Origin of the sequence: Brachybacterium vulturis, from assembly GCF_002407185.1 — a bacterium.
Taxonomy (GTDB): domain Bacteria; phylum Actinomycetota; class Actinomycetes; order Actinomycetales; family Dermabacteraceae; genus Brachybacterium; species Brachybacterium vulturis.
In genome coordinates this window covers 1048993-1070715 of the sequence record NZ_CP023563.1, presented here as the reverse complement: position 1 = coordinate 1070715, position 21723 = coordinate 1048993, and the positions used below count along the sequence as shown (strand labels likewise).

The 21723-nt window shown below is 69.6% G+C and carries 19 protein-coding genes; 13 read left to right on the top strand and 6 right to left on the bottom strand.

Going from position 1 to position 21723, the window contains the following annotated elements; translation table 11 throughout:
* The first annotated feature begins 54 nt into the window (after positions 1–54).
* Together CFK38_RS04780 and CFK38_RS04775 are read left to right on the top strand one after the other, a co-directional pair.
* A complete protein-coding gene (locus CFK38_RS04780; protein WP_096802056.1) occupies positions 55–879 on the top strand; it encodes a sugar phosphate isomerase/epimerase family protein in 825 nt (274 codons plus the stop codon).
* Positions 876–2018: a Gfo/Idh/MocA family protein gene (locus CFK38_RS04775; RefSeq protein WP_096802055.1), complete on the top strand. Its 1143-nt coding sequence runs from the start codon at positions 876–878 to the stop codon at positions 2016–2018. The genes CFK38_RS04780 and CFK38_RS04775 overlap by 4 nt, the downstream gene beginning before the upstream one ends.
* 225 nt (positions 2019–2243) lie before the next feature.
* Here the strand turns inward: CFK38_RS04775 and CFK38_RS04770 are convergent, their stop codons facing one another.
* A complete protein-coding gene (locus CFK38_RS04770) occupies positions 2244–3446 on the bottom strand; it encodes an acetyl-CoA C-acyltransferase (protein WP_096802054.1) in 1203 nt (400 codons plus the stop codon).
* Between the two features lie 154 nt (positions 3447–3600).
* Entirely contained in the window at positions 3601–5556 is a 1956-nt protein-coding gene (locus tag CFK38_RS04765) for a hypothetical protein (RefSeq protein ID WP_096802053.1), read from the bottom strand.
* 165 nt (positions 5557–5721) lie between these two features.
* On the opposite strand from CFK38_RS04765, the gene CFK38_RS04760 reads away from it, so the two are divergent.
* Entirely contained in the window at positions 5722–6768 is a 1047-nt protein-coding gene (locus CFK38_RS04760; protein ID WP_245851224.1) for a patatin-like phospholipase family protein, read from the top strand.
* A 112-nt stretch (positions 6769–6880) separates the two neighbouring features.
* Positions 6881–7954 carry a helix-turn-helix domain-containing protein gene (locus CFK38_RS04755; RefSeq protein ID WP_157773358.1) on the top strand — a complete coding sequence of 358 codons (1074 nt, stop codon included), beginning with the start codon at positions 6881–6883 and terminating at the stop codon, positions 7952–7954.
* Between the two features lie 211 nt (positions 7955–8165).
* Here CFK38_RS04755 and CFK38_RS04750 read toward each other — a convergent pair whose 3' ends face one another.
* Both CFK38_RS04750 and CFK38_RS04745 read right to left on the bottom strand, forming a co-directional pair.
* Positions 8166–8408 (bottom strand): HepT-like ribonuclease domain-containing protein, encoded by a 243-nt coding sequence (locus tag CFK38_RS04750; RefSeq protein ID WP_275542294.1) that lies wholly within the window; start codon positions 8406–8408, stop codon positions 8166–8168.
* Between the two features lie 89 nt (positions 8409–8497).
* Positions 8498–8824 carry a nucleotidyltransferase family protein gene (locus tag CFK38_RS04745; RefSeq protein WP_096802051.1) on the bottom strand — a complete coding sequence of 109 codons (327 nt, stop codon included), beginning with the start codon at positions 8822–8824 and terminating at the stop codon, positions 8498–8500.
* Between the two features lie 135 nt (positions 8825–8959).
* Between CFK38_RS04745 and CFK38_RS04740 the strand changes: the two genes are divergently transcribed.
* Positions 8960–9406, top strand: coding sequence for a hypothetical protein (locus tag CFK38_RS04740; protein ID WP_096802050.1), 447 nt, complete (start codon positions 8960–8962; stop codon positions 9404–9406).
* Between the two features lie 16 nt (positions 9407–9422).
* Here CFK38_RS04740 and CFK38_RS04735 read toward each other — a convergent pair whose 3' ends face one another.
* Complete coding sequence (locus CFK38_RS04735) at positions 9423–10388, bottom strand: response regulator transcription factor (protein WP_420835788.1); 966 nt, start codon at positions 10386–10388, stop codon at positions 9423–9425.
* 355 nt (positions 10389–10743) lie between these two features.
* Between CFK38_RS04735 and CFK38_RS04730 the strand changes: the two genes are divergently transcribed.
* Together CFK38_RS04730 and CFK38_RS04725 are read left to right on the top strand one after the other, a co-directional pair.
* Positions 10744–12411 (top strand): sensor histidine kinase, encoded by a 1668-nt coding sequence (locus CFK38_RS04730; RefSeq protein ID WP_157773357.1) that lies wholly within the window; start codon positions 10744–10746, stop codon positions 12409–12411.
* Between the two features lie 91 nt (positions 12412–12502).
* Positions 12503–14392: a glycosyltransferase gene (locus tag CFK38_RS04725; protein ID WP_096802048.1), complete on the top strand. Its 1890-nt coding sequence runs from the start codon at positions 12503–12505 to the stop codon at positions 14390–14392.
* Here CFK38_RS04725 and CFK38_RS04720 read toward each other — a convergent pair.
* Positions 14373–14750, bottom strand: coding sequence for a response regulator transcription factor (locus CFK38_RS04720; protein WP_096802047.1), 378 nt, complete (start codon positions 14748–14750; stop codon positions 14373–14375). The genes CFK38_RS04725 and CFK38_RS04720 overlap by 20 nt on opposite strands.
* A gap of 222 nt (positions 14751–14972) precedes the next feature.
* Between CFK38_RS04720 and CFK38_RS04715 the strand changes: the two genes are divergently transcribed.
* The 6 genes from CFK38_RS04715 (at position 14973) to CFK38_RS04690 (ending at position 21625) form a co-directional block, all read left to right on the top strand.
* Complete coding sequence (locus tag CFK38_RS04715) at positions 14973–15182, top strand: hypothetical protein (RefSeq protein WP_096802046.1); 210 nt, start codon at positions 14973–14975, stop codon at positions 15180–15182.
* A gap of 564 nt (positions 15183–15746) precedes the next feature.
* The gene (locus CFK38_RS04710; RefSeq protein WP_157773356.1) at positions 15747–17204 is read left to right on the top strand and encodes an S-layer homology domain-containing protein; all 1458 of its coding nucleotides are present in this window, start codon (positions 15747–15749) and stop codon (positions 17202–17204) included.
* Positions 17205–17360: 156 nt separating this feature from the next.
* Positions 17361–19409: an acyltransferase family protein gene (locus CFK38_RS04705; protein ID WP_245851222.1), complete on the top strand. Its 2049-nt coding sequence runs from the start codon at positions 17361–17363 to the stop codon at positions 19407–19409.
* 104 nt (positions 19410–19513) lie between these two features.
* The gene (locus CFK38_RS04700; protein WP_096802043.1) at positions 19514–19966 is read left to right on the top strand and encodes a hypothetical protein; all 453 of its coding nucleotides are present in this window, start codon (positions 19514–19516) and stop codon (positions 19964–19966) included.
* A gap of 130 nt (positions 19967–20096) precedes the next feature.
* Entirely contained in the window at positions 20097–21284 is a 1188-nt protein-coding gene (locus CFK38_RS04695) for a TRAFAC clade GTPase domain-containing protein (RefSeq protein WP_096802042.1), read from the top strand.
* A complete protein-coding gene (locus CFK38_RS04690; RefSeq protein ID WP_096802041.1) occupies positions 21281–21625 on the top strand; it encodes a hypothetical protein in 345 nt (114 codons plus the stop codon). The genes CFK38_RS04695 and CFK38_RS04690 overlap by 4 nt, the downstream gene beginning before the upstream one ends.
* The last annotated feature ends 98 nt before the right edge of the window (positions 21626–21723 follow it).

Sequence of the window (21723 nt, the reverse complement as noted above, 5' to 3'; positions counted from 1 at the left end):
CCCCCGGGGGCGCGAGCCCGCCCTCTGACAACGACGCACGAAAGCAGGTTCGACGTGGCACTGCCTCTCGCCTCCGTCCAGCTGTACACGCTGGCCGCGGAGTTCTCCGCCGACATGAACGGCTCCCTCGACAAGCTCGCGCAGATCGGCCTGAAGAACGTCGAGGCGTTCGACTTCGTGCGCCGCCCGAAGGAGATCCGCGCCGCCCTCGACGCGAGCGGCCTCGCCTCGCCCACCGGTCACGCCCCGCTGCTGTCGGACGAGCTGTGGACGCCGGACGGCTCCATCCCCACCCCGGCCAACGAGGTCGTGTTCGAGGCCGCCGCCGAGCTCGGCATGAAGACAGTCATCGACCCGATGGTCCCCACCGAGCGCTGGCTCACCGAGGACGGCGTGCAGGACATCGCCGAGCGCCTCAACGCCGCCTCCCAGAAGGCCGCGGAGTTCGGCCTGACCGTGGGCTACCACAACCACGCCCAGGAGTTCCTCGCCGACTTCGACGGCCAGAGCGCCTACCAGCGCTTCCTGTCGCTGGTGGAGCCGTCGGTCGCGATCGAGCTGGACCTGTACTGGGCCCTGGTCGGCGGTCAGGACGTCGTGTCGCTGGTCAAGGAGCTCGGCGACCGCCTGGTCGCGATCCACGTCAAGGACGGCATCAAGCCGCCGACGAACCCCTTCGACCCGGACGCCCCGAAGTTCGACTCCTCCAGCCTGGATCAGCGCCACGCCGGCCAGGGCGAGGTCCCCACCATCGAGGCGATGCAGGCCGCGACCGGCGTGAAGTACGCCGTCATCGAGTACGACAACGCCCCCGGCGAGGTCTTCTCGGACATCGAGAACAGCTACCGCTTCCTGATCGACGGAGGACTCGCCGCATGACCACCCTCTCCCCCTTCTCCGGCCCGGTGGGCGTCGGCTTCATCGGCGTCGGCGTCATCTCCGACACCTACCTGGAGAACCTCAGCTCCTTCCCGGACGTCGAGGTGCTGATCCTCGGCGACATCAACACCGAGCGCGCCGCCGCCCAGGCGGCGAAGCACCACGTGCCGGCCTCCGGCACCGCGCAGGACGTGCTGGATCATCCGGGCGTGCAGGTCGTGGTGAACCTGACCCTGCCCGCCACCCACGTCGAGATCTCCTCCGCCGCGATCGCGGCGGGCAAGCACGTGTGGACCGAGAAGCCGCTGGGCCTGGACCGCGAGTCCACCGCCGCACTGCTGGCACAGGCCGACGAGGCCGGGCTGCGGGTGGGCTGCGCCCCGGACACCGTGCTCGGCGCGGGCGTGCAGACCGCCAAGCGGGCGGTCCTGGACGGGCTGATCGGCCGGCCGCTGTTCGCGCAGACCTCCATGCAGTGGCAGGGCCCCGAGGTCTTCCATCCGAATCCCGCGTTCCTGTTCGCCCACGGTGCGGGCCCGCTGCTGGACATGGGCCCGTACTACTTCACCACTTTGGTGAGCCTGTTCGGCACCGTCGACAAGGTCGCCGCGGTGGGCCTGAAGGCCACCGAGGAGCGCGCGATCCGGGTGGGCGAGAAGGCCGGGACCAGCTTCCCGGTCGAGGTGCCCTCGACGATCTCGGTGCTCACCCAGTTCGAGGGCGGCCAGACCGGCACCTCGCTGCTGAGCTTCGATTCTCCGCTGGCCCGCCAGGGCATCGTGGAGATCCACGGCACCGAGGGGTCTCTGGTGGTGCCCGATCCGAACATGTTCGAGGGCCGCATCGCCTACGTGCGCCCCTTCGAGTCCTTCGGGGAGCGCCCACCGGAGCAGGAGTGGATCGACGTCCCGCAGGCCGGGCCGACCACCGGGCGCGGCCTGGGCCTGCTGGACATGGTCCGCGCCATCCACACCGATCGCCCGCACATCGCCACCGGCGAGGTGGGCTACCACGTGCTGGACGTGATGCTCTCGGCCGAGGAGTCCGCCGCCAGCGGCGAGTTCGTCACCGTGGACTCGTCGGTCTCCGAGATCCCGGCAGTCCCGGCGGACTTCGACCCGCTGGCCCGCACCGTCTGAGACCCGCGGGCTGGGCGGGCAGGCCCGCTGGCGCTCCGCCCCGGGCGGACCGGCCGCTGGTGCCCCGACGCTCGCGGGTGCCGACGGATGCGCGCTGAGGACTCATGCGACCACCTCGCATAGGTCCTCAGCGAGCATCTGCATGCGCCGCGCGCCCGACGTGCCGGGCGCGCGGCGCTCGGCTGGGCGGGGGCGCCCGCCCCGGCACCGGCCCAGGCCCGTCGCTCAGGCGCTCAGCAGGAGGGCCTCGCCCTGGCCACCGCCACCGCAGAGGCTCACGCCGGCCCGGCCGCCGCCGCGGCGGGCCAGCTCGAGCGCGGCGGTCAGGGCCAGCCGGGCGCCCGAGGCCCCGATCGGGTGGCCAAGGGCGATGGCGCCGCCGTGGATGTTGGTCTTCTCCAGCGGGTAGTCCAGATCGGTCAGCGATTGGACGACCACTGCCCCGAAGGCCTCGTTGATCTCGATCAGGTCCAGCTCCTGGGCCCGCCAGTCGGCCCGCTCCAGCGCGGCCCGCAGGGCGTTCGCGGGCTGTGAGTGCAGCGAGGAGTCGCGCGGACCCGCCACCTGCCCGGGCGCCCCGATCGCGGCGAGGATCGTGAGGCCGTGCTCCTCGGCATAGGCGCGCGAGGTGATCACGAGCGCCGCCGCCCCGTCGGACAGCGGCGAGGAGTTACCGGCGGTGATGGTGCCGTCCTTCGCGAAGGCGGGGCGCAGGCCGGCGAGGGTCTCGGCGGTGGTGTCGGGACGGACCCCCTCGTCGCAGTCCACGAGCAGCGGGTCGCCCTTGCGCTGGGGGATCTCGACGGGGGCGATCTCCTCGGCGTGGATCCCGGCCTCGGTCGCCGCGGCGGCGCGCTGATGGGAGGCGGCGGCGACCTCGTCCTGCGCACGGCGGTCGATCCGGCGCTCGGCGTTGCCGCCTTCGGTGAGGTCACCCATCGACTCGTGGCTGAGCGCGTCGGTGAGCCCGTCATGCGCGACAGAGTCGAGCATGGTGGCCGGGCCGTACTTGAACCCCTTCCGCGAGCCGGGCAGCAGGTGCGGGCCGTTGCTCATCGACTCCTGGCCGCCGGCGATCACGGCGGTGGCCTCGCCGGTGCGGATCAGCCGGGCGGCGTCGATCACGGCAGTGAGCCCGGACAGGCACACCTTGTTCAGCGTCACGGCGGGGACGTCCCAGGCCAGGCCTGCGGCGAGCGCGGACTGGCGGGCGGGGTTCTGGCCCTGACCGGCCTGGACCACGTGGCCCATGATGACGGTGTCGACCACGGCGGCATCGAGCCCGGAGCGGGACAGGGCGTGGCGGATGGCGTGGGCGCCGAGGTCCACGGCGGCCAGCGCCGCCTGTTGCGAGAGCAGCCGGGTGAACGGGGTGCGGGCGCCGCCGACGATGACGGGCTCGTGGGCGGAGGTGTCGGCGCGGGTCATGGGGTGCTCCTTCGACGGATTCAGCCCTCGGGAGGCAGTCGCGAGGGTCGGAGGGGAGGCGGCTGCCGGCGCGTCGAGGGGCGGGCAGCGGGGAGAGGGTCGGTGGCGACCATCATCCTCCTCCCGGCGCCAGCGGGGAAGGTGAACGACGCAGTCAGGCGGTGCGGTCGGTATCGCTGCCCGCCACCGTGACCGCGGGCCAGTCCAGCGCCGCGAGCTCCTGGAGCTGCGCGGTGGTGACAGCGGCATCGTCGGCGAGGACCTGCAGCTCCTCCACCTCGGCGGCGATCGCGATGCGCCGGGCGAGCACTGGCAGGTCACGCCACCCGGTGAGCGCCGCCACCGTGAATCGGGCGCGCACGGCCGAGGGGGCGAAGCCGGTGGCCGGCTCGGGATGCTCAGCGGCCGACGGGGTGGGGCGCTGCTGGCTCACCTGCGTCACCAGGCGCAGCTGGGCGACGTACCCGCTCGGGTCGAGCCTCTCGGCCAGGTAGCGGAACCGGGCGGACGGTGCACAGCTCGCGCTGAGCAGTGCGTACTCCCGCGGGGCGGCGGCATCGCAGGTCAGCGAGGCGGGAGCGCCGAGGGGGTGGCGGGCGGAGTCCCTCTCGTCGGGGTCGGCCCCGCCGGCGAGGCCCCGCTCGGGGGCCGCGCCGTGCTCGTCGATGCGGCCCTGAGCGTCCGGCACGACTCCCCGTCGCATCGTCGGGGTCCCGTCGGCGGCGACGACGTGGGTGAAGGCCTCCGGATGCAGGGCGGGGTCGGTGCGCTGGCCGGTGGCGGTGAAACGGGCGGCGGGGTCCTCGCCGGGAGAGAGCAGCTGCCGGAAGCGGGCGCTCCCCAGCCATCCCTCGAGGTAGACGTTCGCGGCCTCCGGCACGGAGTCGTCGGCGAGCTGGACGCGGTGGGAGACGGCGCCCTCCCGGGCGGTGGAGGTCAGGCCGGTGACCACCAGCGGGGTGGCCGTGCCGTCGGCCGTGCCGGTGGCGAAGCCGCGCAGCAGGGACAGCACGGTGGGCAGGGACTTCTTCGCCACGGCGGCGTGGCCGCCGCCGATCCGATGCTTGGTCAGGCCTGTGGCGTCGCGCGCGTATTCGATGAGGGAGTCGTTGCTGGACTCGTCGGGGTCGGAGTAGAAGTAGTCGATGCGTCGGCCCTCGGCGAGGTAGCGGCGCAGCAGGGTGCCAGGCTGCTCGACCTCCCACAGCGCCCGGTCCCGGAACAGCCCACCCCGCAGCACGGGCTTGGCGAAGTAGTAGGGCAGGTTCATCTGCGGGGCGACCAGCACCTGCCTGGCCCCGGGCAGGTCGCGGGCGGTCATCGCCGCGATCGAGGCGCCCTTGGAGGCCCCGAACACCAGCACATCCTCCTCGGCGATGCCGTGCCGCCGCATGAGGGCGGTGATCGCGCCGGTGACCCGGCCCGCGAGGAGCCTGCCGGCATTGTCGTGGACCATATAGGTGCCGCTCACGCCGTAACGGTCCTGGAAGCACACCATCAGGGTGTCCGCGAGGTCCTCCTCGGTGAGGGCCTTGAGATAGCTGACGGCGTAGGAGACGCGCGAGTTCGCCGGCGGGAAGCCGGGGAAGGTCACCAGCAGCCGCGCCGGGTTCGTGGTGTTGCCGCGCACCGAGGAGAACAGGCCGTCACGGCGGTGCACGTGGTACTTGCGGTCGTATGCATCCTGCTCCGGCGTGGAGAAGGCACCGGCGCCGATGTGGAGCTGGTGCTTCACCGGGAGGTCGAGCGTGAAGTCGGCGGGGTCCGACGAGGTGACGAGAATGTTGCGGTACTCCAGCGGCGTGCCCGGCGGCGGGGCCTGGATCCGGTTGCCGTAGACCACCTCGCCGCGCTCGAGCAGGCGGAAATCGGCGCCGCGGTGCTTCGCCCAGCCCTTGAGCGTGAGGCGGGCATAGTGGTGGCCGGCGGGCAGAGCCTCGGAGGCGATGCGGCGGAGCAGCTCTCCGTGCCCGCGCTTCTCCAGCGCGTCCCGGACTCCGGGGCGTTCCTCCAGCAGCCGGGCCAGCGCGCGCGAGGGCGGGCTGTAGGCGAGATCGCGCAGCGCGGAGCGCAGACGGCGAGCGGGGGTCCGTGGCGCGGCTGCTGACATGCCGGGCCCTCCTCGATCGGATAGGGGTCGCGCCGGGGCACGAGGTACGCCCGGAAGACTAGCCCGAGGGCCGCGGCACGGCCGTGCGCTCGCAGACCGAGATCGAATACCACTGCCTGCGCACCATCCCGCGTTTGTGACGGCCCTCTCCTCTACTCTGGCCATATGACGCTCCGACAGTCTGCCGCCTCCGCTCCCGATGCCGACGGCACCCAGCGCATGGACCTGGTGCTGGAGGGCGGCGGGGTCAAGGGCATCGCCCTGGCCGGTGCGCTCGAGGTGCTCGAGGAGCGCGGGTACCGGGTGAACCGGGTGGCAGGCTCCTCGGCCGGCTCGATCGCCGGGGCTCTGGCGACCGCCGGGATCCCGGTGAACCAGATCGCGCAGATCCTGCGGGAGACGGACTACCGCCGCTTCGAGGACGGGCCGTGGTGGACCCGCACCCTGCCCGGCAAGGCGCTCAGCATCCTGCTGTTCAACGGGATCAACCCCGGCACCTACCTCCGTGACTGGCTCGAGGAGCAGCTCTCCCTCCACGGGGCCCCGGGCCGTACCGGCACCTTCGCCGATCTGCGCTACCAGGACCCCGATCCCGGTGCCGAGGTCTGGGGTCCGCGCGCATATCGGTTGGTCGTCACCGTCTCGGACCTGTCCGCCGGGCGGCTGCGCTACCTGCCGCTGGACGCGGAGATCATCGGCTCCACCCCTGACGCACTGCGGGTGGTCGACGCGGTGCGGGCCTCGGCCTCGATCCCCCTGTTCTTCCGCCCCGTGCGGCGCAAGAACCTGCGAGGGAAACCGACGGTGCTGGTGGACGGCGGGATGCTCTCGAACTTCCCGGTCTCCGTGTTCGACCGGCCCGGCGGCAAGGAGCCGCGCTGGCCCACCTTCGGCGTCAAGCTCTCCGCCAGGCCGGACCCGGATCGCGGAGTCCAGAACCGGATCACGGGGCCGTTGAGCTTCGGCAAGGCCGTGGTGGACACCGTCACCGGCTTCTACGACCGCCTGCACATCGACTCCTCCCACGCCGTGGCCCGCACGATCTTCATCGACACCTCCGCCGTGCGCACCACCCAGTTCCATCTCAGCGACGCGGACCAGGAACTGCTGTACCGCACGGGGCGCAGAGCCGCGACCGAGTTCCTGGACGGCACGGGCACGCGGGAGGCGTGGGACTTCGAGGCGTACAAGGCGCGGTTCCGGCAGGGCTGACCGGCTCGGGGGTGCTCGACGGGAGCACGAGGCCCGGCCACAGGCCGGACCAGGCAGTTTGCAGCCAGGGGTCGCCAGGGGTCGGCTGAACCGGGTCCCGGAGTGGTCAAGCGTGGTCAAGCACCGCCGGGGAGGGTGCCGGGTCGTTCACGAAGTTGCGGATCCGCAACTTCGCGAACGGGCGGGAGGTAGCCTCCGGAACACCAGAGGAACCCCCCGGAACACCAGAGGAACCCCCCGGAACACCAGAGGGACCCTCCGGAACACCAGAGAGACAGAGCCGGCTGACGAAGCGCTGCCGACAGTCGGGCTCTTCCACGAGGAGGCGGGAGGCTCTATGGACGCGTCGATGATCCTTCACGGGATACGGCGTCAGCTCGGTATCATCCGTGCGGATCTGGCACGGCTGTGCGGGGTGAGCCGATCGACCGTCAGCCGGATCGAGGACTGCGAGTTGGATCCCACCTGGGGGACCCTCACACGCGTCCTGGAGTCATCCGGATTCATGATCCACGGAGAGGACATCGTCCCGACGGGCGACGCCACGGCCGCCGTCGCTGCTCGTTTCGTGCTCGACCGCGTGCTGGACTACGTCCTCATTCAGGAGAGCAGCAAGGAACCGGATCCGACGGCACCGACGGAGCCGGCGATCCTCGCGGCGCTGAACGGGCCGGCGGAGCTGCAGGCATGGTGGCAGCGTTGGCACCGTGCGGGCTGGCTCTCGGACTCGCCCACGACGATGGGCCTCAAGCACCTCTCGCACCACGCAAGCGTCATCTCGAGGGGCGGTCGTGCTGCTGCGCCTCGCCTCGTCGTCGGCGACGGACGTCGTTGGCGGGATCTCGCTCTGCGGATCGACGAGGCCGGATTCACGTATGCCGTATCGGACATGACGGCTGCTCTCGAGAGCCCGGGGGCCGGACTCGCAGAGGTTCCGAGGATCTACGTCTCCGACCCCTGGATGGTCGCCTCCGTGCTGCGCCTCGAGGGCTCCCCACCTGGTCGAGGCGTCCCACTTGTCACGGCGGAATGGCCGGAGCTGGAGGACATCGTGGTCGGTGACGGCATCTGCTTCACCTCGGTGGGCCACGCTCTCATGGACGGCCAGACCGGGGATGAGGAGGAGAGGCGGAAGTCCGCCCTGACCCTCTCTCGACTCGTGACGGGCACCCTCCCGGTCGGTTGAACTGTCGGCGGGTGTGGTGCCGTCGGCCCGGCGCGCACCGCCGGCGAGCAGCGCCAGCAGGACGAACTCGGCGTTGTCGTCGCCGAACGCTGCACCGGTCGATCCGACCGGGGACGGACCGGTGAGTCTGGGGTCAAGGGGCTCATGGGGCCGGCGCGAGGAGCCGTACAGCACCCTGGCCAGGCAATTTCCGTAGCCGGACCACCTCGGGTCAGCTGCGGCGGGCCGCGTCCGACAGCCGCTGAACGGCCTGTTCCAGCGGTTCGAGATCTTTGTCCACCACCGCTTGCACGATGGCCGGATCGGTGACGAAGTAGTGGTGCGCCAGGAAGTCGCGCATTCTGGCGATCGCGCGCCACGGGATCTCTGGTTCGCGGCTCGTGACGCCGTCGCTGAGCGCCTTGACTGCTTCTCCGATCTCCAGCAATCGCATCGCGACAGCGTCCTGGACAATCGCTGTAGAGGGCGGGCCTTACCGCAAATGCGACCGGATCGCTCTGATCGCTGCAGCGATGTCCTCGAGAAGATCAGCGTCCGAGCGGCTCACAGCGGCATCAGATCGTTCACTGCTCGTGCTCGAACTCGAGGCTTCAGGTCCTTGCGGGGTACGAGATCGACGGAGCAGCCCAGAAGGTCCTCGAGCCCGATCTGCACGCCGATGATGTCGAGCAGACTCGTCCCGGACGGCACGTCCACGAGGATGTCGATGTCGCTGTTCGCCCCGTCATCACCCCGAGCCACGCTGCCGAAGATCTCCGGTTCGGTGTAGCCGTGCTTTTCCAGGAGTCGACGGATCTCGACGCGGTGAAGAACCACTCGCCGCCCTCTCGGGCCGCTGAGCGGCTTCCGGTGCATGGCAGGCCCAGTCATGCCGCCATTCTATCGAGGCGCTGACTATCTGAAAGGGTGGTCAGATCCTGCTGGGCACCTCGGCATCCGCCACCTTGAGGCAATCTTTGGCTCTTCCCGGCCCGGGCCCTGCGGAGCGCGCCGCATCATGGACCCATGCCCACTGCACCCGTTCTCGATCACGACGCGCTGCGCGGCCTGGGCGAGCAGCTGGAGAGCTCCGAGATCCTCTGCGGGTTCCTACGCCGGTATCTCGCTCTCCTGGATCAGCGCCTCGGCCGGCTCGAGCGCTCGCTGGCCTGCGCGGACCAGGAGGGCTGGATGGATGCCGTGCTCAGCCTCAAGACCTCCTCCACCATGGCCGGTGCTCAGGCGCTGGCACAGGAGGCCGACGATCTGCAGCGGGAGTCCGTCCGGTGCCCGTCGTGGTCTGCGCCGGTCGGCTCTCCGCCGAGCCGGTCCCTCACCGCTGCGACCGTCCCGGACGGGCCCGCGCTCACGCGACGGGTCCAGCGCATGGCACAGCTGCGCGCACTGGCCGCAGAGACCGCGCGTCAGCTGCAGAACTTCCTGCAGCAGAGGGATGGAGCGCCCTCCTCGTAAGGCGTTCTGGCCGGTCCTAGCCGACGACGACCGGCCGCCCCACCATGCGGTAGCCGACGCCGCGCACCGTCTGGAGCCAGCGCGGCTCGTGCGGATCCTCCGCGAGCTTACGGCGAAGATTCCCCACGTGCACCTCGATGGTGCGCTCATCGGAGCGGGAGACGTAGGTGCCGCCGTCGGGATAGTCCCCGCGCACCGTGCGGGCGAGCTGCGTCTTGGAGCGCACCACCTGACCGCCGCGCAGAAGCACCTCCAGCAGGAGGAACTCCGTCGGAGTCAGCGCGATCTCCCGCCCCGCGACCTCGACGCGGTGCAGGCGCGGGTACAGCGCGAGACCGTCCAGCTCCAGACGGACGTGCGACGTTGCATCGTCCGGTGCGACGGACGCGGCGGAGTCCGTGTACGGGGTCGGCACGGCCGAGGCCTGTGCGGCGGAGTCCGCGTACGGAGTCGGCACAGCAGAGGCGTGCGCGGCACCGGCGGACCACGGCGCGGAGGCGGGCGGTGGTGAGGACGGCAGCGCCGGCGCGAGCTCGTCGGCCGGGGCGAGGGGGGCCGACGACGCGGTGGTGACGGAGGCCGTCGCGACCTCCGGCACGGCCGGGGTGCCGCCGCCGCGCGGCCGCCTCAGCATGGCCTCGATCCGGGCCCGCAGCTCGCGGGGGCGGAACGGCTTGGTGATGTAGTCGTCGGCGCCGGCCTCGAGCCCGAGGAGGGTGTCGATCTCCTCGGCGCGAGCTGTCAGCATCACCACGTAGGCGTCGGAGAACTGCCGCACTCTCCGGATGACCTCGTAGCCGTCGAAGTCGGGCAGACCCAGATCGACCGTGACCACCGTCGGGGCATGGGTGCGCACGGCCAGCACCCCGGCGGCGCCGCTGGCCGTCGGGTGCACGGTGAAGCCGGACTGCCCCAGCAGCTCGACCATGAGTCCCCTGATGTCCTCGTCGTCCTCGACGACCACGGCAACACGCCGATCCACTGTCATACCCCCGACGTCGATGTTCCCGCCACGGTACCGGGAACCTGCGACAAGGGGAGAGCGCACCCGCGGGACATCCGCCGGTGCCAGCTGGATCAGCGCCGGGAACCGGGCGGCGGGATCGGTGCGCGGAGCGGACGCGATGAGAGGATGAGCAGACGCCGTGGGGCGTCGCACCTCGCGGGGAGGATCCGAGCAGGTCGTCTCCCGCCTCCATGCCCCGCGGCGCCGGCGCGCCCTCATCACGGCGCGCGTCCTGACGGCCTGCGCATCGTCCGGCGGCCGCCTGCACAGGAGGCTGCTCCCCGCCCCCTCGAGGCAGTCCAGCCTCGCCACCGCCCGTCGAAGGATTTCCGTGGATGCACTCGTCTCCCTGACCCAGCGGCTCGGCAGGGTCGTCTCCCCCCACGGTGGGACGGCCTCGAAACAGCTCTACTTCGCCGGCTTCATGGTGGCGCTGACGGTGATGATCGCGATCTCCCGGCTCGAGCTGTTGACCGCACCGACGTACCTGCTCGCGCTCGGGGTCCTGGCCGTCTCCACCGTGCTCGCACTCGTGATCCGCTGGGACGAGCTGCGGACCGGGTGGGCGGTGGTGGTGCCGATGCTGGACATCATCGCGATCGCGCTGGTGCGGGATCATATGCGCGACACCGCGGTCGCGGTCTCCCTGCTGGTGTTCATCCCGAGCCTGTGGATGACGGCCCGGCTGCGCCTGCCGGGGGTGTGGATCTCGACTGCGGCCGTCACGGCGCTGTTCACGGGCCCCGTCATGCTCCGCGCGCCGTACATCGACACCCTGACCGTGGCCTACACCCTGCTCCTGCCGTTCACCGTGCTGCAGATCGGGCTGCTGGTCGCCGGCGGCCTGACGGTGCTGGACGGCCAGAACCAGCGCCTGGCAGGGGCTCTCGCGGAGAAGGACTCGCTGCTGGATGACGCGGCCACTTCCGAGCAGCTGATGAAGAGCATCATCGACAGCGTGGACGTGGGCATCGTGGTGGTGGACCGCGACGGGCACGACATGCTGATGAACCGGACCCAGCAGCGGATCCATGCCCTCGCCTCCTCCGTCGATCTTGCCGACCCCGAGGAGTCGCAGCTGCTGGTGCGCTACCCGGGCACCTCCACCACGATCCCGCCGGATCAGCGCCCGGTGAGGCGCGCCGTGCTCGGAGAGACCTTCAGCAACTACATCGTGGACATCGGACCGCCCGGGCACCATGCCACCGTCTCCACCTCGGCGCGGCAGATCCTGGACCACCACGGCCAGCATGCGGGCGCCGTCGTCGTGTTCTCGGACGTCACCAGCTACATCGAGACGGTCCGTTCGCAGGAGCGGTTCGTCGCAGCGGTCTCGCACGAGCTGCGCACGCCGCTGACCTCCGTGATCGGCTACCTCGAACTGGCGCGGGATGATGAGGACCTCTCCCCGACGACCACCTCGTTCCTCGAGGTCGCCCATCGCAATGCGGAGCAGCTGCTGCTCATCGTGCAGGATCTGCTGGCGGACCAGGTGACCCGCTCCGGCACCCAGCAGCTGCAGCTGCGTCCGCAACGGCTCTCCGAGCTCGCGCAGCAGTCCGTAAACTCCTTCGCGCTGCGCGCCGCCGAGGCCGGCATCACCTTGGAGACCGAGATCGTCGAGACCCCGGAGCTGCCGCTGGACTCGAACCGGATGCAGCAGGCGGTGGACAACCTGCTCTCCAACGCCGTGAAGTACACCCCTCGCGACGGGCGGGTACGGGTGGTGACCGTGGTGGGTGAGAGCCACCTGGAGCTGCGCGTCGTCGATTCCGGGATCGGGATGAGCGCTCAGGAGCAGACGAATCTGTTCACCGAGTACTACCGCACGGCCACCGCCCGCGACAGCGCGATCGAGGGCCACGGCATCGGTCTGGCGCTGACGCGCAGGATCGTCGTCGCGCACGGCGGGCAGATCAGCGTCCGCTCGACCCAGGGCACGGGGTCGACGTTCACGATCCACTTCTCGCTGGACGGGATCGACGGCGCCAACGGCTGAGATCCCGGTCCGGCAGGATCATCCGCCGCCTGCGGGGCGGGACGGCTCGCTAGGATCAGCCGGAAGGACCCCGGGGGAAGCGAGACCATTGATGCGAACTGCGGTGACGGTGTGCCTCGCCGTCCTCTACGCCCTGCTGGCGGTGGTCGTCTTCGGGGTGAGCGGCGTGTTCGGCGGCTTCGGGGAGGCGCTGTGGCGCGATGTCGCGGTGCTGCTGCTGACGGTGGTCGCCGCCTGCGCGCTGACCTACGTCTCGCTGCTGCTGATGACGTTCCTCCATGCGCTGCGTCATCCACCGACCTCCGCCGGGGACCCCGCAGCGCTGCAGTGGCATGTGCTGGTCCCCTGCCGCGACGAGGAGAGCGTGATCGCCGAGACGGTCTCGGCGGCGCGCACTTCCTTCCCCGGCATGCACGTGTGGGTGATCGACGACGCGAGCGAGGATACGACCGCCTCTGTGGTGCAGGATCTGATGGTCTTCGACGACCGGGTCCACCTCATCTCCCGCGTCGCCCCGGAGGCCCGGACCGGGAAGGGTGATGCGCTCAACGCCGCCTACCGGATCGTCTCCGATCACGTGGGAGGTGACGCCGAGCAGCGCCACCGGACGATCGTCGGCGTGCTGGACGCCGACGGATTCCTCTCCGACAACGCGCTGACGCTGCTCGCCGGCCCGGAGTCCTTCGGCGACCGGCAGATCGGTGCCGTGCAGCTCGAGGTGTGGATGAAGAACCGCGGCGACCGCCGTCCCCGTCCCGGGGAGGGCAAGGTGCGCAACGCCATCGGACGACTCCTGGTGCGCATGCAGGATCTCGAGTTCCGCACCACGAACTCGGCCATGCAGGTGCTGCGCGTGCGCACCGGCACCGTCGGCATGGGCGGCAACGGCCAGTTCACCCGCCTGTCCGTCCTGGACACGCTCACCGCGGAGCACGGCCGGCCCTGGGGGAAGAAGCTCTGCGAGGACTACGAGCTGGGCCTGAACATCCTCGGACAGGGCATGCGCAACCACTACGTGCGCGAGGCCCACGTGTCCCAGGAGGCGCTGCCCTTCACCCGGCGGCTGATCACCCAGCGCACCCGGTGGGCGCAGGGCAACATGGAGTGCGCCTCCGCCCTGCCGGGGCTGCGGCGCAGCGGTCACCTCAGCGCCGCCGGGCTGGTGGAGATCCACTACTTCATGCTGCAGCCGGTGGTGATGATGCTGAACCTGGTGCTGGTCCCGCTGCTGCTGGTCCTCGGCGCGCTGCAGGAGCGGAGCGGGTTCTGGTCCGCCTCGACCTGGCTCACGCTCGTGCTGGCGGGGCTGTTCTTCCTGGTGCTGCCGTACGCGGCGTGGGGGCTGGTGTACCGGAGGGCGAGCGGCGGCGAGGTGTCCCTGCTCGGCGCAGTGGGGCTGGGGCTCGTGAACCTGGTGTACGTCTACCTCACCTACGTGTACTACCTGCGCGCCACGTGGCGCGCGGTGACCGGGCGCACCGGCTGGGCGAAGACCCGCCGCAACGCCGACGGGCGCCGCCTGGTCCCGGTGCCGCTGTCCGCGGCGCTGGAGGCGCTGCCGCTGATGCGCCTGGAGCAGCTCGAGGAGCTGAGCGCGGAGCTCGAGGGCCGCTCGGACCTCGGCATCGATTTCGTGGCCGGGTGGGCGCTCATGTGGCCCACCCGCTCCGCACGCCTGGAACGAGCGATCGCCGCCGAGGACAGGACGGCGATCCGCGACGCGATCGGCAGCGTGAGGGTCTCCTCGGCGATGGTGGGCGCGGCCCGGCTCGAGCAGGCCGCCACGGATCTCGAACTGGCACTGAGCAGTGGAGACCTCGAAGCGTGCCGTGCACAGCTGCCTGCGGTCACCGCGATCGGTCAGGAGACGGTGGGCATGCTGCGCAAGGAGGTCTCGGTGCGCCGCTCGCTGCTGCAGACCCCGCACCAGGCCGACCCGGCGCTCACCGAGCTCCGGATGGTCACCGTCCCCCGCGCGTGACGGGCTGCGCCACGATCTCCGCCAGCCGCTCGCGCAGCTGCCGGGGTCGGAACGGCTTGGTGAGGTACTCATCCGCGCCCGCGTCGATCCCGAGCTGGACGTCCGCTTCCTGCGAGCGGGCGCTGAGCATGACGATGTGCCCGTCCACCCGATCGCGCGCGCGGCGCACCACCTCATAGCCCTCGAGGTCCGGCAGTCCCACATCCACCAGGAGCAGATCGGGCACCTGCGCCTCGAGCGCCTCGAGCCCGCTGGTCCCGGTATCGGCCCCGGCAACGGAGTACCCGGCCTGCGTGAGCACCACCTCGAGCAGTCGACGGATGTCGTCGTCGTCCTCGATCACGAGTGCTGTCGTCATGCCATTCCCCCTGTTCGGCTCGTCCACCTGGTACCAGGGTATAGAGCGACGGTGCGAGCTCGCCGGGACCGGAGGGTCTGTTCCCGGAGACGTGATCCGCCACCGCAGGGACTGACCATGACACCGCCCGTGACGGCCGGGCGATCGGTCAGGATCATGGCCTGCGGGAGCGATCGGTGGCACTGTGTTCCTGTTGACCCGTTCCCGGACGAAAGGCTCATCATGACCAGCACGCCGATGGATCACCCCGAGGACGACGCCCACCCGCATGCCGAGGATCAGGGCGAGAAGAGCCCGGACTCCACCTCGGAGCAGCAGGACCTCGTGGATGAGCGCACCAAGGAGCTCTCTGAGCGCGAGGCCGCCCAGCACGACGGGATCATCGAGGCTCAGGAGGACGAGAAGCGCGACGCCGGCGGCTACGGGCACTGACAGCCCTGGCCGGTGATCCCGGCGTCGTCCGCAACCACCCTGATGGTGCGGGGCGCGGCGCTGGGACCTCTCGGCGCGCCAACGGTCGCGCACCGCACTGTGCGGGGGCGATGCGGCGATCCTGCGTGCGTGGCGGACGTTTTGGGATTCTTTCGGACCCGTGATTTACGCCACGTTTTCGTTCATGGGGTTCAATGCACGTCCCGGCATGGAGATACACCCGGGCCTTCGACGACAAAGTCGGCCCCTCGAGAAAGCGTGCGGAGGAGCGTGCATCGCGGATCACCGCACTAATCCGAGGAGGTAAACGCTGAAGGCGAGAGTCGATGCCCTGCGCTCGGGCATCCTCGCGGCCTCCAGCGCCCAGATGGCCGATTCTCCATGGAGGTGGATAGAGCCGCTGGGCGCCGCCGGGCGCACACAGGGACTCGGATCCCGTCTCACACCATGGGAGATAACGTTTTAACTTCGCTTGTGGGATTTTTCGAGCATTTGTCGTCGCACGTCAGCACCTCGGTCTAATTTGAGGAGGTCCTTTTCAGTTCGCACACCTTGAGGTGATTCGTGAAGACCGCTCTACGCCGAGTCGCGGCCATGTCCGTGGCGGCACCGCTCGTTCTCACCGGCGCTGTCGCCGCCCACGCCGATGGACCCGATACGCAAGCTCCCCAGATCGCCGAGTATTCGGTGACGTCCGATGACGGCGATGATGATCTGACGTACTTCGTCGAGCACGAGCCGGCGACCTTCACCGCCACGGTCCGTGTTACCGACGAGACCGGGTCCGATGGTCCCATCGTCAGAGTGCGCAGTGTCGACACCGGTCAGTCCGTCGGTTTCGGCCGGATGGAACGGGTCTCCGGCGATGCGCACGACGGCGTCTACGCGCGGACCATCACTATCCCCGAAGGGCACGCTCCCGGTGACTGGGAGGTGACGATCTATCCCCTGTCCGATTCGCTCGGAAACAGCACCGACCCAGGGGAGTTCGCCTACTTCGCCACTCTGGGAGTCGTCGACATCGTCTACGGCACGCCGGTCTCGCCAGCCGCGGTCACCTTCGACGACGATGCCCGCACTTACACGATCCCGGCGGCCGAAGGTGCCCAGTACCTGGTGGACGGCGAGGTCGCCGACGCCGGGACCTACAGCGCGACCGGCACGGTCGAGATCACGGCCAGTGCGCTGGACGGCTACATCCTCGACGGCGAGTCGGAGTGGACCCACACGTTCGCCGCAGAGTCTGTGACCGCCGGCGCTCCTGCCTTCGACGATCGCAGTGGATCTGCGGAGGACACCGTCACGATCCCGGCGACGGATGGCGTCGAGTACCTGGTGAACGGCGAAGTCGTCGGGGCTGGCGATCACGCCGCGTCCGGCACCGTCACCGTCACCGCGCGCGCCCTGTCCGGCTACGAACTCACCGGCACCACCACCTGGACCCACGGGTTCGACGCCACCACGCCGTTCATCGACGTCGAGCCCGGTGTCGAGCACTTCGACCACATGGCGTGGATGGCCGAGTCCGAGATCTCCTACGGCTGGCAGACCCCGGACGGTCCCGAGTACCGCCCGCTGAGTCCCGTCAACCGCGACGCGATGGCCGCGTTCCTGTACCGGATGGCGGATGAGCCGGCGGTCGACCTGCCGGAGTCCTCCCCGTTCACCGACATGCACCCCGGCCAGCAGCACTACAAGGAGGTCGTCTGGGCCTACCAGGAGGGCATCACCACCGGGTGGACGATGCCTGACGGCACCCACCAGTTCCGTCCGGTCGAGCCGATCAACCGCGACGCGATGGCCGCGTTCATGCACCGCTTCGCCGGCGCCCCGGACCTCTCCGTCCCCAGTGCGCAGTGCTTCGAGGACGTGCCCACCGGCATGCTGTTCGCCGAGGAGATGTGCTGGATGAAGTCCGAGGGGCTCTCCACCGGCTGGTCCGACGGCACCTACCGTCCGCTGACTCCGGTCAAGCGCGACGCGATGGCCGCCTTCCTCCACCGGTTCGACACCAACTTCTGACGCAGTTCCGAGGAACGCGAAGGCCCGCCGGGGACATCCCCGGCGGGCCTTCGTCATGGCGGGCAGTCTCGAGCGCGTGCACGCGATATACCTGCGGCGTTATCTGATCGTTATACTGGATGCTGTTCTTGTCGCCGGCATCGAGGAGCATCTGTCGTGACCGCCCCTGACGTGGCTGCGCCCCGCACGGGACCCTCCCCGAAGCCCGGCTTCCGCCCCGACATCCAGGGGCTGCGGGCGATCGCGGTGATGCTCGTGGTGCTGTTCCACTCCGGCGTGGCGGCCCTCTCCGGCGGGTACGTGGGCGTGGACGTCTTCTTCGTGATCTCCGGGTTCCTCATCACCACCCACCTGCTGGAGACCCTCGAGCGGGACGGGCGGATCAGCTTCAGCAGCTTCTACGCCAAACGCGCGCGCCGCATCCTGCCGGCGGCGCTGCTGGTCGCCGCGCTCACCCTGGTCGCCGCCTGGATCTGGATGTCCCCGCTGCTGATGCGCAAGGTCGTCGACGGCGCGATCGCGACCGCGCTGTACGGGCCGAACTACTTCTTCGCCCTCCAGGACACCGACTACCTCGCCGAGACCACGCCCTCGGTGTACCAGCACTACTGGTCCCTCGGCATCGAGGAGCAGTTCTACCTGTTCTGGCCGGCGCTGCTGGCGGTGGGGTTCTGGCTCTGCCGGCGCCGCGAGCAACGGGTGATGGCGCTGATCGCCGTGGTCACCGCTCTCTCGTTCCTCGCCTGCGTGGTGCTGATGAACATCTCCCAGCCGTGGGCGTTCTTCTCCCTGCCCACCCGGGCCTGGGAGCTGGGCGCGGGCGGACTGGTCGCATTCCTGCTGCGCTCCGGGGCGCGGTGGCTGCACAGCCGGTTCACGGGCCTGCTCGCCTGGGCGGGACTGGCCGGGCTGGCGATGGTGGCCCTGACCTTCGACGGAGCCACCGTCTTCCCGGGCTGGGTCGCTGCGCTCCCGGTGCTGGCGACTGCGGCGATGATCATCGGCGGCGCCGCGCCCGGGCCCCTGAACGCCACGCGTCTGCTGGGGCTGGCCCCGCTGCAGTTCCTGGGCGCGATCTCCTACTCGCTGTACCTGGTGCATTGGCCGCTGCAGGTGATCCCGCAGGCCGCGACCTTCTCCGACGCTCCCCTGCCACTGGAGCAGCGCCTGGCACTCGGCGCGGTGGCGGTGCCGCTGGCATGGCTGCTGTACCGATGCGTGGAGCGGCCCGTGATCGGCTGGCGCGTGCTGCGGCAGCGGCGGCAATGGCTCACCGGATTGGTCGCGGCGGGCGCCTCATTCGCGGTGGTGGTCAGCTCGGGCGCGGTGGCCGCCGTCAGTGCGCAGCAGCCGCTGTCCACCGACCGCACCGCGGCCCCGGCCACGGCGACCCTCGATCCGGCCGGCACCAGCTTCGTGCCCGCCAATATCGCCCCCTCGCTCGATGCGGTGGCCGAGGACAACCCGGCCGTCTACGGCACGGGCTGCCACACCTCGACCTACGACTCCGATCCTGCCGGCTGCCGGGTGGGGGACAGCCCCGAGGCGCCGCTGGTGTTCCTGGTCGGGGATTCCCACGCCGCCAGCTGGTTCCCGGCACTGGAGACGCTGGCGAAGGAGGGCAGGATCCGCCTGGACAGCAATAGCAAAAGCTCCTGCCTGCCGCTGGATACCGAGCAGCAGTACCTCGCGAAGGAGTACACCTCCTGCGAGCAGTGGCGGGACGGGGTGCTGGAACGCATCGACGACGAGCAGCCCGACCTGGTGCTGCTGGCGATGTACGACAGCCCGGACCGACTCCAGGAGGAGCCCGGCACACCCACACACACGCAGTGGCAGCAGGGACTCGCGGCGACCCTCGAGCAGATCGACGGCCCCCGGGTGGCAGTGATGAAGGACGTCCCCACCCAGGCCCGCAACCCCGATGAATGCCTCTCGACGCATCTCGAGGAGGCGCAGGCCTGTGCCGTGCCGCGCGAGCAGGCCTTCAAGGAGAGCCTCGTCGAGGCCGAGGACCAGGCCATCGAGGAGGCCGGGGACGAGGCGGCACGGGTGGACCTCACCCGGTACTTCTGCAATGCGCAGACCTGCCCCCTCGTCATCGGCAACACCGTGGTGTTCCGCGACACGCACCACCTCACCGAGACCTTCAGCCGGCAGATGGCCGAGCCGCTGTGGAAGGAGATCGAGCCGCTGGTGGGGTGAGCGGCACCCAGGAGCGGGCGGCACCGCCCCCTGGGTCCGATATCGTGCCAGCACGGCACCCACCGTCCCCCGCTCATCGCCGACCACCCGAAGGAGCACCCCTCATGGCCCGAAAGGCACTGGTGCCGAGCTCAGGACGAGCCGGCGCCGCACTGAACGCCGCGCGCTGGGCGCTGCCTCTGTTGGCGGCCGGCGCCCGCTGGATCTCCACGCACCCCGAGGTATGGGAGACGGTCAAGGAGCAGGCGACGAGGCTGCAGACGACGACCACGAACCGGCCAGACGGGGTGCTCGCGACCGTCGCGATCCTCCGCGAGCAGGTGGACTACCTCGAAGGTTCCGCCGACGACGCCGGGGAGACCCGGCGCGCGCAGGACTGGGCGAAGCGGCTGGATTCCTGTGAGCGCGCGGCCCAGCTGCTGAAGGCCCCCGGCGCGACCCGCAAGGATCGCAAGACGCTGAAGGTGCGCACCGAGGCGCTGCGCTCGGAGATCTTCGAGGCGTATATCGAGGAGATGGGTGAGGATGCGGAGGTGGCGGAGCACAGCGTCGGGTGATTCCCGGTGTGTCCGCCCCGGTTGAGCAGATCGCTTCCCCGCTGCCCGATGGCTCGGTTCGATTCGACATACGTGCGCAGCTGATGTTTCCGTGACACCGACGGTCCGACCTCGCCCGTATGCTGAGCACATGGCACATAAACGCGAGCTGGAGCAGCACATCGCCGTGTTTGGCGAGTCTGGGAGCGGCAAGACGGTTCTGCTCTCCTCGTTCTACGGCTCTACACAGGATCCCGAGTTCATCAAGAACAACGAATTCAATGTGGTCGCGGAGGACATCGGCCAAGGTCACCGCTTGCTGCAGAACTATTACAAGATGCGCAGTTCCGCCGAGACCCCGAGGCACAACCGATTCAAGGCCGACCCGTACTCCTTCTCGGTGAAGCTGAAGAAGTCCGCTGGCGCTGCTGCCAAGGAGAAAGTCCCCTTCGACGCTCTCCGCATCGTCTGGCACGACTATCCCGGCGAGTGGTTCGAGCAGGATCCGAGCAGCCCCGAAGAAGGGCGCCGACGGGTAGACACGTTCCGCTCCTTGCTCACGTCCGACGTCGCCCTTCTACTGGTCGACGGTCAGAAGCTGCTGGAGAATGCAGGCGAGGAGGAGCGCTACCTGCAAGCGCTCTTCGCTAACTTCAACACGGGCCTGCTGAATCTCCGTGACGACCTCCTCGAGGACGGGAAGCCCCTGGTCCGATTCCCCAGGATCTGGGTGGTGGCTCTGTCCAAGGCGGACCTCCTGTCCGACATGTCGGCGCACGATTTCAGCACGCTTCTCATCGAGAAGGCCGGCGGGCACATGGCGGAGCTCCGCCGCACGATCGCCTTGATGGTCGAAGCCGATGCGGCACTCTCCGTGGGCGAGGACTTCCTCGTGCTGTCCTCCGCGAAGTTCACCCCGGGCACGATCGACGTCTCTGATCGCATCGGCGTCAATCTGCTCCTGCCTCTTGCGGCGATGCTGCCTTTTGAACGGCACATGAGCTGGGCGAAGAAGAAGGAGATACCGGTCAAGGTCGCCCAGCAGATTCTCAATAATTCGCAGTCGATCTTCACTGCCCTGGCAATCCTCGCGCCCTTCGCCAACGGATTGAAGAGGTTGAAGCTTCCGGGTTCGTTCGGGGTCGTGAAGAACTTCGCTGTCTTCCTGATCTCGGGTGGCGCGCTGGCCAAGATGGCCGATCTTGCTGGCGAGAAGCTCGAAGAGATGAACGCTGAAGCCAAGGCCAAGAATCACAAGATGACGGCTGTTCTGACCGGTTTCCTCCTCGCCCTGGAGAAGGGCGAGGAGGATCAAGTACTCCTGCGGAGCCAGAGATGAGCCTCATCTGGGCGACCCGGGGACGGTCATGGGGATTCCGGTTCCTCCGCTCCGGTGGGACAACGGATCCGCTGTTCGCCTACGAAGAGGCGTTCTCCGGCATCGAAGATGAGCCGCAGGTATACCGTCGCGTGGGCGGTAGGGTCGCCCTGCGCTTTCCTGATCCGGAAGAACGCAAAGATGCCGCCGGCAGGCTCATCCCCCACGAATTCGTCCTGGATGGCGAAATTGCGGACGGTGTGAGATCGCTTGATGAGGGACGGGCGGTCATCTGGCCACTGATCTCCGAGGAGTACGCGCGAATCTGGGACGGATCGTCACCGCCTCCGGTCTGCGGCTGATGACAACGACGAGAGTTGAGAGCCGGTCAGCTCGCTTCTCTCCCGGGACGAGGCTCCCCCAGTCCGGCCACGTCTCATGACGTACGGATTACCAGCAC